The 16,503-nt window shown below is 52.7% G+C and carries 7 protein-coding genes; 4 read left to right on the forward strand and 3 right to left on the reverse strand.

Going from position 1 to position 16,503, the window contains the following annotated elements; all coding sequences use genetic code 11:
• Window positions 1-284 precede the first annotated feature (284 nt).
• Window positions 285-2,480, reverse strand: a complete 2,196-nt coding sequence (locus tag CKW29_RS21275) for a hypothetical protein (RefSeq protein ID WP_095149052.1) — start codon at window positions 2,478-2,480, stop codon at window positions 285-287.
• 2,025 nt (window positions 2,481-4,505) lie between these two features.
• Between CKW29_RS21275 and CKW29_RS21280 the strand changes: the two genes are divergently transcribed.
• From CKW29_RS21280 to CKW29_RS21295, 4 genes are all read left to right on the forward strand, one after another.
• On the forward strand, window positions 4,506-8,030 hold the full coding sequence (locus CKW29_RS21280) for a hypothetical protein (RefSeq protein ID WP_143496895.1): 3,525 nt from the start codon (window positions 4,506-4,508) through the stop codon (window positions 8,028-8,030).
• Between the two features lie 1,602 nt (window positions 8,031-9,632).
• Complete coding sequence (locus CKW29_RS21285; protein ID WP_095149087.1) at window positions 9,633-12,878, forward strand: ATP-binding protein; 3,246 nt, start codon at window positions 9,633-9,635, stop codon at window positions 12,876-12,878.
• A 310-nt stretch (window positions 12,879-13,188) separates the two neighbouring features.
• A complete protein-coding gene (locus CKW29_RS21290; protein ID WP_095149054.1) occupies window positions 13,189-13,896 on the forward strand; it encodes a hypothetical protein in 708 nt (235 codons plus the stop codon).
• Window positions 13,889-14,308: a hypothetical protein gene (locus tag CKW29_RS21295; RefSeq protein WP_095149055.1), complete on the forward strand. Its 420-nt coding sequence runs from the start codon at window positions 13,889-13,891 to the stop codon at window positions 14,306-14,308. Before CKW29_RS21290 ends, CKW29_RS21295 begins: the two co-directional genes overlap by 8 nt.
• A gap of 152 nt (window positions 14,309-14,460) precedes the next feature.
• Here the strand turns inward: CKW29_RS21295 and CKW29_RS21300 are convergent, their stop codons facing one another.
• Both CKW29_RS21300 and CKW29_RS26145 read right to left on the reverse strand, forming a co-directional pair.
• Complete coding sequence (locus tag CKW29_RS21300) at window positions 14,461-15,204, reverse strand: hypothetical protein (RefSeq protein WP_256584930.1); 744 nt, start codon at window positions 15,202-15,204, stop codon at window positions 14,461-14,463.
• A 505-nt stretch (window positions 15,205-15,709) separates the two neighbouring features.
• Window positions 15,710-16,480 (reverse strand): hypothetical protein, encoded by a 771-nt coding sequence (locus CKW29_RS26145; RefSeq protein ID WP_256584931.1) that lies wholly within the window; start codon window positions 16,478-16,480, stop codon window positions 15,710-15,712.
• Window positions 16,481-16,503 lie beyond the last annotated feature (23 nt).

Raw genomic sequence — 16,503 nt, forward strand, 5'->3', positions numbered from 1 at the left:
GTGATATCAGCCAATTCTTGATGCATCGGTACAACTGGATTCGACCCCATCAATTCAACGGTGGGCTGGCGCCAGCTCGGGCCGAAGAAAAACTTAACGTCGTGTCCGGGATTAGTTGACCACTACAGGGGGCCGCTAATGCTCTTGGGCGAGTCGATGCACCTGTCTCCGAGGAAGTCCACCAGGGTCCCCTGCTTTTTTGGAGAGGGCAGGTCACTATAAGGTGCTAGTGTTTCTAAAAGACCTGCCTCTGTGGCGAGCGCCTCTAATCCTGCAATAGTAAATTACTCCGTCACGAGTCCGGTAGCCTCTTGGTTTAAGGCATAGACTTCGTTATAAAGTGCGATGAGGTGCTCAATTGTCAGATCCAGTATTGGTTCGTACATGAATGAGTTGAGGTGGATGTTTGAGCTAACAGTAACGCTAACTTTTTCCAGTGTCCGTACAGCTGGGCTTGCCGCGCAAAGATCAGAATATTCTTTCATGAGTGCACCAAACTGACTGTTTGATTTGCTCCAGTAGTTTGCGTCATTTTTTATTTTTCGAAGCTCGGTGATTAAGAAAATCTCCGCTTGTATGCGAATGGCTATGGATAGTAAAACTTTATTCTCTAGATTTAATCCGTCGTGCTCATCTAACTTGCAGATTTCATCAGCATTCGTGAAGAGTAAATCTTTTACAGGTGATGAGTCGGAAGTGTCGTGATGGGTGCCAAAAAGTCTATTGTAGATTTCTAGATAATTGCCTATGGTGATTTGGTCTGTGTCACTTTTCCAGTGAAGCAGGCTTGTGAGTGTTAGGTAGTCATCATCTGTATCATCTTTCGTATACTCAATCAGATTTCGGGTGAACGGGATGGTGGCGCAAAGAATAAATCTATCAGTTGCTACTTTTCCCTTCCACTTTCCAATAAAGTAATTATTTACTCCTTCGGCTTTGGTGAGGCTGATGGAAGAATTGTTGCGGTTGGCCATAAGGCATCTTTCACGGTGGACGAAGTTGGTAGCAAGCGTCCGGAAAAAGTCGAAGTTATGAGTTAGGATTATCTGGTAAAAGCTCTGAACCTTGCTCAGATCCTCTAAGTACTGAATGATTGCATGTTTATTCTTGTAGTCGAAGGAGTCGGCAATGTCGTCAATAATGAAAAGTGTATCTTGCTTGGCAGCTTTTCGAGCCTCTACATCGAAGATGAAGTTAAGTAGGTAAAGTGCGCGTCTTTCACCTTGGCTCAGAGTTTTTACTTCTTGGCGTGACCACTCTACTTTGTCGTCTCCCTCTTTGAATGTGAATTTTAATCGGGCTTTCTCTTTACCTAAAGCAGCCTTTGCTTGGTTAGCTACCGAAAGTGTAAAAGGCATATCCACAAAGCGGTCGTTGAAAAGATCTACAGCAAGCGTCCATTTAGGAGCATCCTGTGCTGCAATCGCTTCAATGCTTTCAATTTCAGCTTTGTTCGCAGCATACGAGTCATAATAAGCAACTGCGTCTGTGTTGTTCTGGATGTAGTTGATCCAAAGGTCCTTACGTAACTGATCTTGGTTTTCTGGTCTTAGTTTGTTGAGAAGTAGTTCGGTCTGAGAGGGAGATTGCTTTTCGATGAGTTCAATCAATGCCTGTGTTTGCGCGTTTTTTGCGAGGCTTGCCTGAAGTGCTTTAAGTGTTTCGTCTCCGTCAATACTTGCGTGAATTGCTTGCACTTTTTGATCAAGTTCGGCTTTGTCTATTGAAACGTCATCGCCTCTCAAGTGGATGCGATGGCCGCCAGCAAAAAAACCTTGTTTGTTTAAAGTGCTGAAGGATACTTCTGCTTTAACTGGGTTGAAGATACCTTTTTGGTATATTGTCCCGGACTGATCGAAGAGTTCCTGATAGCGCTCGCTGAACTCATTGGCTTTAGAAATAAAATCTTGACTTTTTAAAATATCAACCACTTTCTGATCGAAAATTGTAGCGTATTCATATGAGCTCAAGTCATCCTCAGTTGGAGATTCATTTATTTGCTTGATGCAGGATGATAGGTTTTTTTCATTAAAGTCTTTTAATATTGTTTGCTCGATGTCAGTTTGTTTTACTTTTGATAGTTTTTGAAGGGATTTGGTAAGATTGCCCTTTAGTTTGTCAAGGCCTACGAGAAGTTCGTCATATCTGGACTTGCTCTCAGGGTTTATAAGGATGTCTGTTATGGCGGAGCTGTCCTCTCTGATATCTATTTCAGACTTGAGGACATAGATAGTATCTTGTTGGATCGCTTCATTGTCAGACTCAATCACGTGCAGTGATGGGCGGCCGTATCTCTCTTCTATTGGTTTTTTGCCTCCGGCAATATCTTCAAAAGTCTTTGAAAAGGAAGTCTTCATTGAACCGTTGGGCGCATAGATTGCATATGCTTTAGACTTGATTTTGGTTGGGTCAAAATCGAAGTTGTGATCTAGTGATGAAATGCCATAGCAGTTATTAAGACTTACCTTCAGTTTTTTCATGATACGTCCTTGAAATCATTTTATGTAATGATGAGTGATCAATTTGATCGTTATAAAATTTAAATCAAATACTCGCCCTCAATCTTTTCCCCTACACATTGGCCAGCGTAGCCTAAGAAGGTCAACCTTGAGCCATTTTTCTGTTTGTCTCCACCGGCTACATTGGGTTGTGTGCAGCCGGTCGCCACCATGGTGGCTGGTCAAATTGGATGCGAGTGATGGTTAAGTCAGTGCAATCTCACAGTGGTGCTATTGGCAATCCGGGATACACCAACCTTGGCCATCCCATTGCAGACATGGCCAGGTTGGCTGGTTGTGATAACCAAGGCTGTGCATCCAATAGAATCATGGGCTCGCGCCTGTCGACCAAACAACAACCAACTACTGAAAATGGGTGGTACATACACAAGACGCGGGGCCCGAATTGCCCCCAAGCCCCACCCCCCTCAGGAGGACCCGTTTAGATCTCCCAGCGTACCAGTGCTCTCCCTATCGAGATTCCCCGTCATCCAATGTGTGACTGATTTCAAAAAACGGGGGAACGGGGGAACAGTGGGAACAGCCAATGTTTCCGGGGGCTTTGGTGGGGGAACTTGTACCCCAGTGTTTTTTTGGGGGAACAGGAGCAGCCAGATCGCAGGGCAGATCGACAGAGACGTCAGTTGATCAGTGAGACCAGAATGCCGCACAGTCGGTCTCCGCATTTGTCGAAGCGATGCTGTTTTAGGGCTCTGCCAATCCCCGACAGACGTAGTGGCGGGGGTGTCGTTTTGAGGGATGACACCCCTAGTGGACGTACCCCTTGTAGTTGGTTAAGGCGAAGTGACAGAGCCTCACTTTGGGCTGGACGGTTTGAATGTGGGCCATGGTCACAATTAAACCGCACCTGCTCCAACCTGCTGTCAGGTGCGCGGCCAGCCTGGCGATAGACAACTTTCACGTTCCTAGCGCGAGAGTTAACCAGGTTAACTAGGTCAAATGCTTAGTTAACCGGGCTACATGCCTCGGCCCGTAAGGCTTTCAGTTCGGTTAACCAGCGAGTTAACCAGCGAGTTAACCAGTTAACCAGTTAACCAGTTAACCAGTTAACCAGTTAACCAGTTAACCAGTTAACCTGGAAGCCCCGGCCCGCTTGGCTTTCAGGCGAATTGGCGGTCAGCCGAGTTAACCTGCTCAAATGCTTAGTTAACTGGGCTACAGGCCACGGCCCGTAAGGCTTACAGCCAAGTTAACCAACCGAGTTAACCAGTTAGCTAAGCTGGCGAGGGGGCCGCTAATGCTCTTGGGCGAGTCTTCGCACCCGTCTACCAACCAAATTGCCAGGGTCCCCGGCATATTTCTGGAGAAGGTAGGCCGTTTTGTGGTGTGGCGCTGTGTAATTGCAGCGCACATGATCGACCGTCCAAGCACGTTGCCGCTGACTACCGTTTGCATCCAATTTAACCAATACGCAGCAATCTGCCAAAAAGGTTGCCCGAAGGAACCGATCAAAAAGAGCTCATTAGCGTGAGGAATTTTTTGCCGCCAATAATTGAGTCTGCGCAAGGCTGATCATTTCTTTTTCAAAGTGGTGCTAGCATCGTTAGTTGCTGGAAAAGATATCAATGGAAAAGGGAGTCTCATGTCGATTCTGCAGGAAGCTCGGAACTGTCTTCAAACCCTGCTCTTATGGCGAAGTGACACGGATAGACACTCATCCACCAAACAAGTGCTCGGTGCCGCGTTACAGAATATAGGCGAGTTCGAATGAGAGTCTCGGAACAGGGCGCGTCGCGCGCGGGATCGCATGCGGGTCGCGGTTTTCGCTACCAAGATGCAGCCGGCGTTTGGCTAGTGGTTCGGTGCTGGGCCGATGAGCTCCCGTACGGCGAAGTGGTACCCGAAGGACGGGATGACTACGAACTACGCAGTACGACGAACTCTGCCTTTGCACAGGTGAAGTCGCGCCGCGACCACTTAGGTCCGTTTTCCGTAGGTGAGGTGGCGGCTTTCGTGCGGGCTCTCTGGGCCCGATCTGCAGCGGCCTTGTCCACGCCGGACGAACTTATCCTGATCTTGGAGCGTCATGTGGCAGAGGGGCCGACAGTCGACCATGTACTGTCAGATCACTCAGGTTTGGCCAAAATACTGAGCAGCGATCCAAACTGGGCGGCGTTCGCACCACGCACTCTTATCTGGATCGCACCGGCACCATTTGAAGTTGCAGTGGCGGCCATCAGTCATGCCATGCCCTGTACACCTCTAGCTGCGCAGGTCCACTACGGTGAGCTGCTAAACCAGATCGGTGCCTTGGCAGATGCCAATGGGTTGGTGAAGGACAGTCGTTTTGAGGGGCTGGCCGTATCAGACGTAGAGACGAGTTTCCGCCGGATGGAGCCTATATTGGATCTGACGGGAATGGAGGAAGCCCTCCGCTATGGATATTGTGATGCCGTCGATTTTCTCACACCTGTAGACGATCCCAGTTTCTATCAAGGAGTCGATACGCGCCCCGGCCACCTCGCCGCAGGCCTTGTCGCCGAAAGGCCGGAGGCTCGCCGTACCGTGCTTGCTGCGCTGGAAGCCAGTGGGGCAGCCTTGATCGTTGGCCAATCAGGTACCGGAAAATCCGCCTTGATGTGGGAAGCAGCCCGGGCAGTTCGACATACAACCCGATGGTTCGAAGTTAAGCGGGGCGATGCTGCTGATGCCTACCTCCTCGGCCGTCTCGCTCGTGCACTAAGGGCTTCACCTGCTGCGCCGGTCGGCTTCGTTCTAGACGATGTCGGTCGGGGGGGCGCTGATCTTTGGGATGCATTGATCCGGGAGGCCGGCGCTGGAAGCGGTATTCTGCTGTTAGGCTCAATCAGAGAGGAAGATGTATTCACACTGACTTCGCGGTCTCGTGCACGCGAGATCCGACCCTTTGTCGAGGAGGCTGTAGCGGAACGGATCTGGCGTCGACTTTCGGATCAAGGTCAGACCTGCTGGGCGGGCTGGCGCGAACCGTGGAGCCGGAGCGACGGACTTCTGCTTGAGTACACGCATATTCTGACCCGCGGTGACCGCCTTGAGATTGTCCTCGGCGAACAGGTTGACCGGCGACTCCGGGAGTTTCGGGACGTGGAGCTGGCTATTCTTCGAGTCACGGCCCTTGCTGGTGCCGCCGGCGCCACGATCGATAGTGGGCGGTTGCCCGCTGTGCTTGGCATTGCACAAGGCGACCTCAGCCGGGCGCAGCGTCGACTCATTGACGAGCATCTCGTAACTGAGATGGCAGATGGGCGATTGGGTGGCCTTCACCAGCTCCGGTCGACGACTCTCTTCGACCTCTGCCATGCTCACCCGCCGCCGACGCTATCGCACACTGTTGAAAAAACGGTCCACACTGCTCACGGCGCAAGCCTAGGCGCCTTGGCTACCTATGTGATTGTTCATCTTCCAGATGCAACAGCCACCCTCGTGAAAGCGCTTACGGTACGACTGGAGCGTGACAATGACCCGGTATCCATGGCAGCGGCTCTGTCTGGCCTAGGCCAGGCCCACGTTGAGACCACACTAAGGCGCTGGGTGCCCGAAGCATTGGCGCTCGGATTGGAGCCGACGCAGATCAGCTTGGCTGTAATGTTCGCCGTGTCAGGCTCGGACCTTTCATCTCTGCCGATCCCCGAGCGTCTACTGGGTGCTGTACGTGTTTTACGGACCCGGTCAGGGTCCGATCCGCGGCTAAGTCTTCTTTCCGCAATATCTCCAGACGCCATCAGCGCATTGTTCGCCGCCGCCGATACGATCCATCTTCGAGCGCTTCTGGGCGCACTGGTGGGAGTGGAGGTTCCCGAGAGCGTCCGGTTGGTGCTCAGCACCCTTAGGCCCGCGTTCGAGACGCTCGACCTCACTGGAGCTGCTGATCTGTTAGGCGCAGCCCGACTCATTGATCTGCAAATTGCGACGACTTGGGCGAACGTCAACGTTTGCAAACGATTGCTGGCCCGCGTCCCGCTTGAAACGCCATGGGCCAGCCCGGTGGAAGTCGAAGTGGCGCTCGAAGGTCGCCTTCTACGTGGTTCCATCTTTCACGTCGCGCACTCGGCTCAGACGGACGTGCATGATGAGGTAGTGCAGCTTTGCAATCGTCTGCTCGGACTTGATCCCACAGCAGTTGTTGCTGCCGTTGACGCAGTTGCAGCCGATAATCTTCCATCTGGCCTGTTGGGATTTCCGTTCGCTACCAAGCGCATACCGCGCGAAAATCTACCGCCCTCGGCTCTGCCCGAGTGGAACCGACGCTGGACCGCAGCGGCGGCGAGATTGGTCGGAACAGAAAGCTACACGGATTACTTACAACGTGCCCATGCGTTGTTGGAGCAGCTCATCCCAGTGCTAGAGCGCATCGTAGACGGCGTGCTGCGGGGCAAGTTGCCGCCGCCTAAGATTCTGGAGCGGTTCGGCAACGTGCATGAAGCTTCGCGCACGCTTACACCGCCCCGAGATGGGCCGCCGACTGGCGGCGCACCGGAGGTGTATAGCACACCGTTACAAAACCTATTGTTCTACTGTTCCGCCGACTTGATACGACGATTCGCTCATCTGCCGGAAGGGTACGGTGCATTCGTCATGTGGGTAGGCGACCTGCTCAAAAACGTGCAGGAAGCACGAGGCGAACCTTGGACTCTCATAGGCGCTCCTCCAGAGAAATTATTGGGACGGCTTGAAGGCTTGATCGCCTCACTTCGCCTGATGGCGGCAGAAGCAGGCACCCAAGGGGCACGGCCGACACAACTGTGGGTCTCCGAAGTCCGCAGAGCTGAACTTGGGAGCGCATTGCGTCGTGTCAGGATGGCCGTCGAGCAGCAGTTGCAGATACGAACGACCAAGTACTTGCAACAGATCAAAGCCGAACTGAAGAAAAACGCTATCGAACTGGAACTTCATGCTCGCCCGGATTGGGACAACCCCTTGCCTTGGTCAACCTCAGAACTACTAGCAATCGTAGATCTGGAGTCACCCTCTGGTTGGTTGACCTGGCATCTGAAGCAGGAGTCGCTCATCCGTGCCACCATAGGTGAGGGGCGTCGCATCTGGATCGTGCCACGCATCGGAGGACTTGCGATTTCGCTGCTGACCGTCGGAGGGGTGTCCACTCTGTTTCCGTTGGCATACGCAGTCGATGATTGGCTAGACGCACTTCATATACTCCGGCTGGACGACACCCTGACCCGAACGGCGCAAGTAGCCCTCGACCTCATCATCGAACTCGACGGACTACGACGCTTCGGCCTTGGCACGGAGGGGCGTCCCGTCGTGGAACAAACGGTTCAGAAGGACGATGAGCGAAGGCTCGCCGGGGCCCTCTTGGAGTTCGAGACGCTCACGGAGGGAAAGTCTGTTCAATTGCTACCGCGCCAACTAAGCGAGGAGGTTGCGGCTGGGCATGTTGCCTTGGCGGAAAGCATTGCGGCATGGGCACACGGCCGGCTGATGCCTGGTGCCAACGCACTGAAGAGTCTCCACGACGCCTTGCTCATGCAAGATATCGCCACCGCTCTTAACGTAAGGGCGGCGAAGGCGTGACTTGCATCGTGATATCCGCGCTGTTGGAGGTACTTTCGCAATTACCTTCATTTGGGAAGTCGGATGTAAACGGCAGATAAGTCAGTGCAATTACACAGAGCTGCTGACTGCAGTTGCGATATACCAACTTGGGCCATGCCTCCCATGGTATGACCTGGTTGGTTGTGATAAGCCAGGCCGGGCAGCCTTTAGAATCAAGGGCTCGTGCCTGTCGACCAAACAACAACCAACCGTCGAAAATGGGTGGTACATACACAAGACGCGGGGCCCGAATTACCCCCAAGCCCCACCCCCTCGGGAGGACCCGTTAAATTCAGGTGGAATCCACGATCAGGCAATGAGGGCATAGGCAGGGCCCGGGGCGTGTGTCGGTTGGGTGATCAGACCTCGGATTTGTTTCCGACCCCAGCTTAGGAAAATTTTCCTGAGCTGCTCGATCAAGGTGGAAAATCTTCCCTCTTGATCTTCGGTCGACTGACTCTTGCGGTCGCCGCCGTGACGACCATCAAGCTCCAGCTCGATAGCTTCGCCTCACGTCAGAAAGTCCGGAAAATTTTCCGGAGTTACCCCAAGGTCAAACCCGTGACATCACTTCGCCAGTCGTGCCCATGCCTAAGGCTGAGCACAACTGAGGGCACGACTGAGGAAAAAGGTTCTTCCTGACGTGCCGCTCATGTCGGCTCAAGTTTGACCTGGTGAGCGACACTGCCTCCGTTTAAAACGCGGCAAGTCGAGCTGCTGCCGAAGTCGCGCTTGAAACGCGGAAGTGAGTGCGAACCATCCTCGGTTTGAAACAGTAGATGGTCTGTTGATCCTGCTCGGGTTTGCGCCATCTCCAACCACCAATGGTGGTCGGATAACCGCACTCACTCTGAGTGCCTGCCAGACTGCTTATTCAGTTTCCCCACTGGTAACTAGCAGTCCTGCGGTTTTGCCCCCGGCAGCTGTCAACCTTGTCAACTTACTTGACAAGGTTGACAAGGATTTCGAGCCTCTGTTCGGGGGGGCAACTGACGAAGCCTCTACGCACACCGCGCTTAGCGTTTGCGGGGGCTGTACAGAAAATCGGCTATGCGTTGCACGTCACCGACAGCTCAAAATTCAGGATTTTTTTGTCAACCTGTCAACTAACTTTTAGACGCTGCCGCTAACACGATCACGCGAGTCTTCGCACCCGTCCCTCGATCAAATTGCCAGGGTCCCCGGCGTGTTTCTGGTGTGAGTGGGTCGTGTGTAGTGTGACTCGGCGTAATTGCATCGCCGTTGATCGTCCAAGCCCATTGCCGCTGACATAGTCGTCAAGGTTTCCGGGAGGTAAGTGCAAGTTTGGAGGGCTTTTTGTAGCTGCATTGGAGTGGCAACCCATCTGCCAAGCACAATGTAATTCAGCATCTGGTACACCCCAGGTGGTTCACCTTCGGACGCCACATCTTATGCACGAGTATCACGAGGCTGGTGTTTCCGGGTCCTGTCCGCCTCCTTCAGTAGTGACAGCGGTGCCCGGTTGCTAACACGGAATAGGGGTGCTAGACCGAATGCTGGCGTTCGGCTATGTTGCGCATCAGAAGTTCGCATACACAGTCCATGCATAGGGAAATAAAGATGGATGTCAAAGCCCCGCCCCCGGCACAAACGGCCCCCGTACAAGGAACTGGTAACGTGAGGATCTTCCTACTCGAAGAGGAGATCCGCAAGGTTGGGGAAGGGCTACATTCGGCTGCGGTTTACACGGATGCCCGGGATGCACTCGTCAACGCCATAGCTGAGGTTTGCCACCTCTCAGGGGTACACTCTGGGTCAAATCTAGAACGAGTGCTGGGGAAAGTCGAATCCGGCACCTCTAACCACCGGATAGTCGCTATCCTTCTAATCCGCTGCATGGCAATTGATGGATTGTTACCGATAGACGACGAGCACAATCTCATCATTCGAAAGATCCTTGCGATCATCGAGTCCCATACCCCTGAGCTGATGAAGCATTGCCGAGTAGACAAGCAGCAAAATTTCGAAAAGATCAACATAATTAAAACGCTTCACGGGACAATCTGCGCCCACTATTCGGCCTTGAGCCAGGTCTCCGGATCTTTAAACGAGATAGCTACCCAGAAATCCTCAATTCTCAAGTGTTTGCGGCACAACACCTTTCAAGGCTATCTCCAACCCTTCAACTACGTCCCTATCAAAACGAAGCTTGAGGCCTTGGTGGAAAGTCTGGACGCCGTGGTGAACAGCAGTGGGTCTGACTACAAACTCAATCTGGATGAGTTGGAGCGTACTCTCGATGAGGGGTACACCCTAACCATCACTTCACAATCTTTTTTCACTGAAAAATTTGCACTTCCATTTTTGGAGGCTGTGAAAAAGGCCGTGGAACTTGTCAAGACAACGGCATCCGAGCGCCTCGCATCCGTCATAGAACCAATACGGAAACCACCAAGGGCGGCTGAAAAACGCTACCCGCTGCACCAAGTTGATCGTTTCATAAATATTATCCTTCCACTGGTCAACAAAGGCCCCAGTACTGCAGTAGAGGTGATCGTAGAGATCGACTGTGGCAGCGGATCTAGTGTGATTCTCGAGAACGACCGATTACGCTGTGGTGATGTGCCGCCAGGAAAATTTGCTGTCTGTTTGCGAGCTTATGTAATTGAAGCTTCCACGAAGGTTGAAATGACGGTCGATATTAGTTGGCGCGAACTGTTCGGTACGCAACGCAGCGAGATATTTGACTTAGTGATAGAGGGCCAGAATGAGGCGGTAGACTGGCTCTCATTGGAGTCCCTAGAGCCCTACAGCCTTGAGGTGGCCGAAGGTGATATGTTCGTGGGGCGAAGCGCAAAGGTCAAAGCTATTGCCAACAAACTCTTGAAACACCCGATGACTTCAACGTACGTGACCGGGCAGAAGAGAATCGGGAAAACCTCGCTTGCGAAAGCTGTCGTTAATTACCTTGAGCGTGACCGTCTGGATTTTCATAGCTTGTACCTCGAGTATGGTGAGTATTGCTCGACCTCTCCTCAGGGTACGCTGAAATCGCTCGGTGAAAATATCTACAACTTTTTACTTGAATATATGCCAGCCAGCGATGTTGCTCCTGCCGACTTCAGAGAGTCCATTGCTGACCTGAACCTCACAGCCAAGAAGCTTGAGGTGAGGCACCCCAACAAGAAGTTTGTCATCATTCTTGATGAGTTCGATGAGATACATCCCGAGATGTATCGATCAGGGCCGATCGCAGAGACATTTTTCGCCAACCTGAGGACTCTGGCCGCCAGGAAAAATCTCGCGTTCATATTGGTGGGCGGTGAGAAGATGCCGTTTATCATCGGTGCGCAGGGTGACCAGCTCAATAAGTTCTCTCGCGAAACGCTGGATTATTTCTCCAGAAGCACAGAATGGGCCGAATATCTTGAACTCATTACGAAGCCTGTCGAGGGTCAGCTGAACTGGGACGATGAAGCGATCAACCAGATTTTCACCTTGACCCACGGGCATCCGTATTACACAAAGCTGTTGTGCTCGAAAATTGTCAGCATTGCCATCGCGGAGCGCGACACCGAGATCATCGCATCCGATGTTATGAGTGGCCTACCAATGCTTCTGGCTGAACTGGATACGAACGCATTTGCGCACTTATGGAAGGACGGGATCAGTTTCGAACGAGAGCACGCCGAAGTGGCCGAACTGAAGCGATTGAGACTTCTGGTAGGCATAGGGCGATCCCTGCGCGAACATAAACGAAGAGAAGAAGACGTCAAGGCCAGGGCGGTGAGCGCACATTTGCTTGAACATGAGATCACACCGCTCATCGCAGATTTTCAGAGACGTGAAATCTTGTATGAGCGAAACGGCGATCTTTATTTTACTGTTCCTCTGTTTGAGAACTGGCTGACAGAGTATGGCCTCAACAAGCTCGTTACGAGCACCCTTGGTGATGAGTTTGAGGAGAGCATCAAGGCGGCGGAGGACAAGGCGCATGTCACTGCCAAAGACATCCAAACGCTAGTGGCCCAATGGCCGATTTATCGTGCGCAGAAGGTTGATGGCGAACAGATCAGAGCTTGGCTTGACCAGGAGACGGACATACTTAACCAGCGTCTGCTCTTTTCAATACTTGAAAATATCAGGTTCATTAATCCTGTAGAAATTGAGGAGTATTTGAAAACCGCACACGCCCGAATAGTGAGGCCAGTAATTGGCGTAACGACGATAACCCGCCGTACAGACCGACGAAGTGATGTATTCATCACCTTCGTCGATGGAGTAGGCAAGAGCGGCCTTCAGTACGCTCGAACTTATGCTAAGACAAATTCGCTGTCCGCTCAAAGGATCATAGAGCCCGCTCTCATTGGCAAGAGGCTTGCTGCGGCGAAGGAAGAGGACCCTCCCAAGGCGATAATCATCGTGGATGATGTCATTGGCAGTGGTGATACCCTATCGGAAGGCTTGGCTGGCCTGCTCGATAATCTCGCGTCTCAGCTGGTCGAGCTAGATATTCCTGTCTTGATTATTTCGTTGATTGGCACAGAGGAGGGGGAGAAGAAGGTCAGAACTACGCTGGACAAGTACGGTGTAAGGCACGACCTTTATCTATGTGAAATTCTATCCCCTTCTTCCTATGCGTTTCCTGCCGAAGGCCATGGCTTTTGGGAGACAGAAGAACAGATGCACAAAGCGAAAACTCTTTGCCTGCAACTGGGTACCAAACTTTACAAACATCCGCTCGGGTTCAAGAATCAGGGTTTGCTTTTGGTGCTTCCCGAGACGTGCCCGAACAATTCTCTGCCAATACTCTACCGAGCGAAGGTGGGCGTCTGGACTCCACTGTTCCCAAGACCCGCGACCTAAGTTTGAGTCTCCCCGGATTTTCTAGGCAGGTCCGAACGTCAGTATTCGTCTGGTGGCGACTGGGGCTGACGGGTTGTTATTGGCCGATTGCCACCGTTCATGAGGGTAGTTCTGGGGCTTGTGCTGCAGGTCGCCACCGATGGAGTTTGAAAGGCATTACACAGTGAGCTTGCAGGTGTCTAGGAAATCCGGGGCGATTCACACCAGTCTGATTCACCGTTGCATCTGCCCTCCAGCTCGTGATTAATGCTGTCATCTAGATGCGGCCTCTGGCGCATTGCCGGTGGTACGAGAAGATTTGGAGGCTTTCATGGTGGAATTTGAGCGCCCCTTCTACGCCGATGCGGGCAGCAGAGTGATGGTAGGGGGCAAGAGTGCCGAACAGATCGAAGCTGATCTCGCCTCTGGGTTGGCAAGGGTGGGAGGATTCTGGCGTAGCCCGAACTACTTCGAGTCGTATCTTCAAGCGGCACAAATGCTGATTGATCAAGGGCAATCTGCAGGCTGCCTTGATGACATTGGCCTGCCGGCCTTCTATTTGCAACGACACGCAGCAGAGCTTTTACTGAAGTCTGTTTTGGGGTGGATCCTTGACATTCAGGACTTCAGGAATCAACTGAAGGACCTGGCCTACAAAACAGACATAGAACAGCGCAGTGCGGAGCTGTTCGGGCATGACCTTCCCACCCTCCTGAGCCGAGTCCAAAGTAGGGTAAAGGATCTCGATCTGCCACCACCGCCGCCAGAGCTTGATGCGCTAATTAGAAAGCTTGATGCTCTCGAGCCGACCGATACTTGGGCGCGTTACAGCACATCGCGCAAGGGGAAAAAAGGTTCCCCCACAATCGCGCACCAAAAAGAAGAGAGCGTGATACCGCTCGTGGAACTGCAAGCCGGTCTCGTGTGTGTGGCCGACCTGATTGCATCCCGTGAGCTATGCGACTCTTCTTACGAGGATGAACTGTACAGCGAGTGGAACCGTCTTGACCACATTCTTGAGGCTCTAGTGAATGATTGAGTTACTGAAGATTGCTCATGCTTTCCGCGCATCGCTCGAAGCACAAAGGGATTTGGGATTACTGCCACAGCACATGTCTAACTTCCCCCGTGCTTGCTGTGGCGTTACTTCCGAACTGTTAGGGCACTACCTGAACAGCAAGCCGAGTGGGTCTGAAGCAGAAAGCGTGAGCGCGCTTCGGGATGGCACACCTCACATCTGGCTAGTCGTGGACTCGCTGGTTGTCGACCTGACTGCGGATCAGTTCCCCGGCCGTCCAGCTGTGTATGTGGGGCCTTGGGATGACTGGTACCGGAGTTGGGAAGTGGACTTGCGCGGCAAGGCTCAACATTGCACCACCCCAACTTCGTATGACGAACAGGCTGTGCTGGCAAGAATCATTGAGCAGACAGGACTGCCGTCATTCGATTAAAGGCCCTGGTTGGGGGATTGGGAAGCCAGATAAAGAATGTCGTCTACCCGGCATATCTCGTGGGGGCGGATCGCTTCCGAGGCTGTTTTTGCCGTTGTGTATTCTCCCTTGGGATAGATACAGGAAACGGCTGCAAAACTTCCGTTACTGGCCTACGCGGGTGAAGGTGTGGCCACGGCGGACGGGGGATCCAGCGCGGGTACCTCGGCACTGTCCTGCGGGGCGCCCTGAAGGGGCTCCTCCAAGTCATAAGCAGCCATGTCCAGATAGCGTTTTACCCAACCCCTCTCATAGGCCGCACTGTGAATGCCGTCCAAAACCAACCAGAAAATGAACAGCGCCGTGATACCCAGCATCACGACTACTGAGCCCTTACCCCACGTAAAAAATGTTGTGGCTTTGATAACCTCAGTGCAAAGGGCGATCATAAAGGCGATGACAGAGGCAAAGCCCAGATTCTGCGACAGCGCTGGTTTCGCTGGTTTTCCGGTCAGATCTGCATAGGCCGAAAACTCCCGGAGCTTCGCGGCGGTGTAGCCCGCATCGCGCACCGCCTCCAGAAAAAAGGCATAGCAAAGGGTGTTTTCTTGTCCCAGAGAGGAATGACGGTCGATAGCATGTTCGGCGAACTGCCGCGGATAAACGATGCTAAGCGCTTTGAGGCGGGTGAGGTAGAGCGCGAGTGTCCATGGAAAGAGGGCTATGTACGCGTAGGGAATCAGCGTCGGATTTTTGATGCCAAAAATCGCGAACACAGTGAGCGGTATCGTTGACACCACAGCCATCCACATCGGCCATAACTTGCGAGCATTTTCGCGCTTGAACAATAGTTTGTTAGGTTGTTTGCGACTGCGTTTGTAGAGGACCTTGAGGTCTGCCCATTCCATGAGTTTCATGATCAATCCGTGTCTTCAGGGTCGAGAGCGAAGCGATGGTTCGCCGCTCATGCTATGTGAAAGGAACCACGTTTGCAGCCGGCCATCCGGGCCAACGATACGCTGCTCAGTGATTGTTGCAGCTAGCCCACCAACGTTGTGCGCAAGCTGTTGGGGCGCGTCCTCTCCCCACGCCAGCACCACACGAATGCGCTGCTGCTGATGGGGCGTCAGTCGAGCCACTGGACGGTATAGATAGGCGCTTTTAAATCCTCTCGTATGGTTGTTTCTTGAAAGGCCTTGCAGGTCTTGTTCTGTAAGGGCTACAGAGGATTACCAGAATCTCCGGATCTAACACCGGTCAACCTGAGCAGTGACCGAATTGAACCCGTATCTAACGGTGCCCGGAGATACCTTCGGGTTACCTTGGCGCCTCAGGGTGCGAAGCGGTCATCATCCAACGTCCGTTATTGGCCGCTTTCTGCCCGTCGCGAAGGGCGGCACCCGCCCCACTCCGAACACGCCTTCAGAGCGTCATTTCAGCGTCCTCGGGAAGGACCATGCCCATCATTTCCATGATTAGCATTTTGTTCAGGTAGTAGACGATCTTCTCAGCTGGTATGAAGCTTAAAAGGCCTTTGGTGTTGCTTGCGAGTGTGACCATTCCGCCGAACTTCCACTCACCGTCCTTCTCAGCTATGACCATGGAACCGCTCATGCCACGAAACTCAGCGGGACGCTCACTCACGATTCGCACGGTAGTAAGTCCAGGAAGCGCCGGTTCGGTTAGCAGGCCACTCACGCACCACAGCACTGCCGTGAGCGATTTCTCATCGTATTCGTATCCTCGGCCTTCATCTGGATAGCCGTAAATGTGAAAAGCATCGATATCCTCAATCTGTTCAGTTGGGATGCAGTCTGTCGCACGCACACATGAGAGTCCTGCGGCGAACAAGGCTTCGTGCTGAGATTTCACAATCCGCATGATGACAAGGTCGGAGTCCGGGTCGGGATCAGACTCATCCCGAAAGACAGCACGTCGGTCGAAAATGATTGAGATAGGTGCGTTTCGAAGCCGAATCCGCAAGCCCTCATGTGTCGCTCGTTGGCTGTTCAGCACATGCTGGGCTGAGACAACAAACAGGTCCCCCTCGTGCTCCAGCACGAAAGCTGTGCCTACCCCATGGTGAGAAATGTACTCGTCCTTGTTCTCATTGCTGAGTATCACTGGATGAATCTGACCTTCCAACAGATCACAAAACTCTGCCAGTGAGATGAAATCCTGCGGCTGTTGCATGCTGAACCTCGTACGTTGGGCCA

The sequence above is a fragment of the Pseudomonas sp. Irchel s3a18 genome (assembly GCF_900187535.1).
Taxonomy (GTDB): domain Bacteria; phylum Pseudomonadota; class Gammaproteobacteria; order Pseudomonadales; family Pseudomonadaceae; genus Aquipseudomonas.

Excerpts from the sequence above, each read along its gene's own strand:
- CKW29_RS21295 (WP_095149055.1), top strand. The coding sequence starts at position 13,889 with ATGATTGAGTTACTGAAGATTGCTCATGCTTTCCGCGCATCGCTCGAA.
- CKW29_RS21285 (WP_095149087.1), top strand. The coding sequence starts at position 9,633 with ATGGATGTCAAAGCCCCGCCCCCGGCACAAACGGCCCCCGTACAAGGA.
- CKW29_RS26145 (WP_256584931.1), bottom strand. The coding sequence starts at position 16,480 with ATGCAACAGCCGCAGGATTTCATCTCACTGGCAGAGTTTTGTGATCTG.
- CKW29_RS21275 (WP_095149052.1), bottom strand. The coding sequence starts at position 2,480 with ATGAAAAAACTGAAGGTAAGTCTTAATAACTGCTATGGCATTTCATCA.
- CKW29_RS21290 (WP_095149054.1), top strand. The coding sequence starts at position 13,189 with ATGGTGGAATTTGAGCGCCCCTTCTACGCCGATGCGGGCAGCAGAGTG.
- CKW29_RS21300 (WP_256584930.1), bottom strand. The coding sequence starts at position 15,204 with ATGAAACTCATGGAATGGGCAGACCTCAAGGTCCTCTACAAACGCAGT.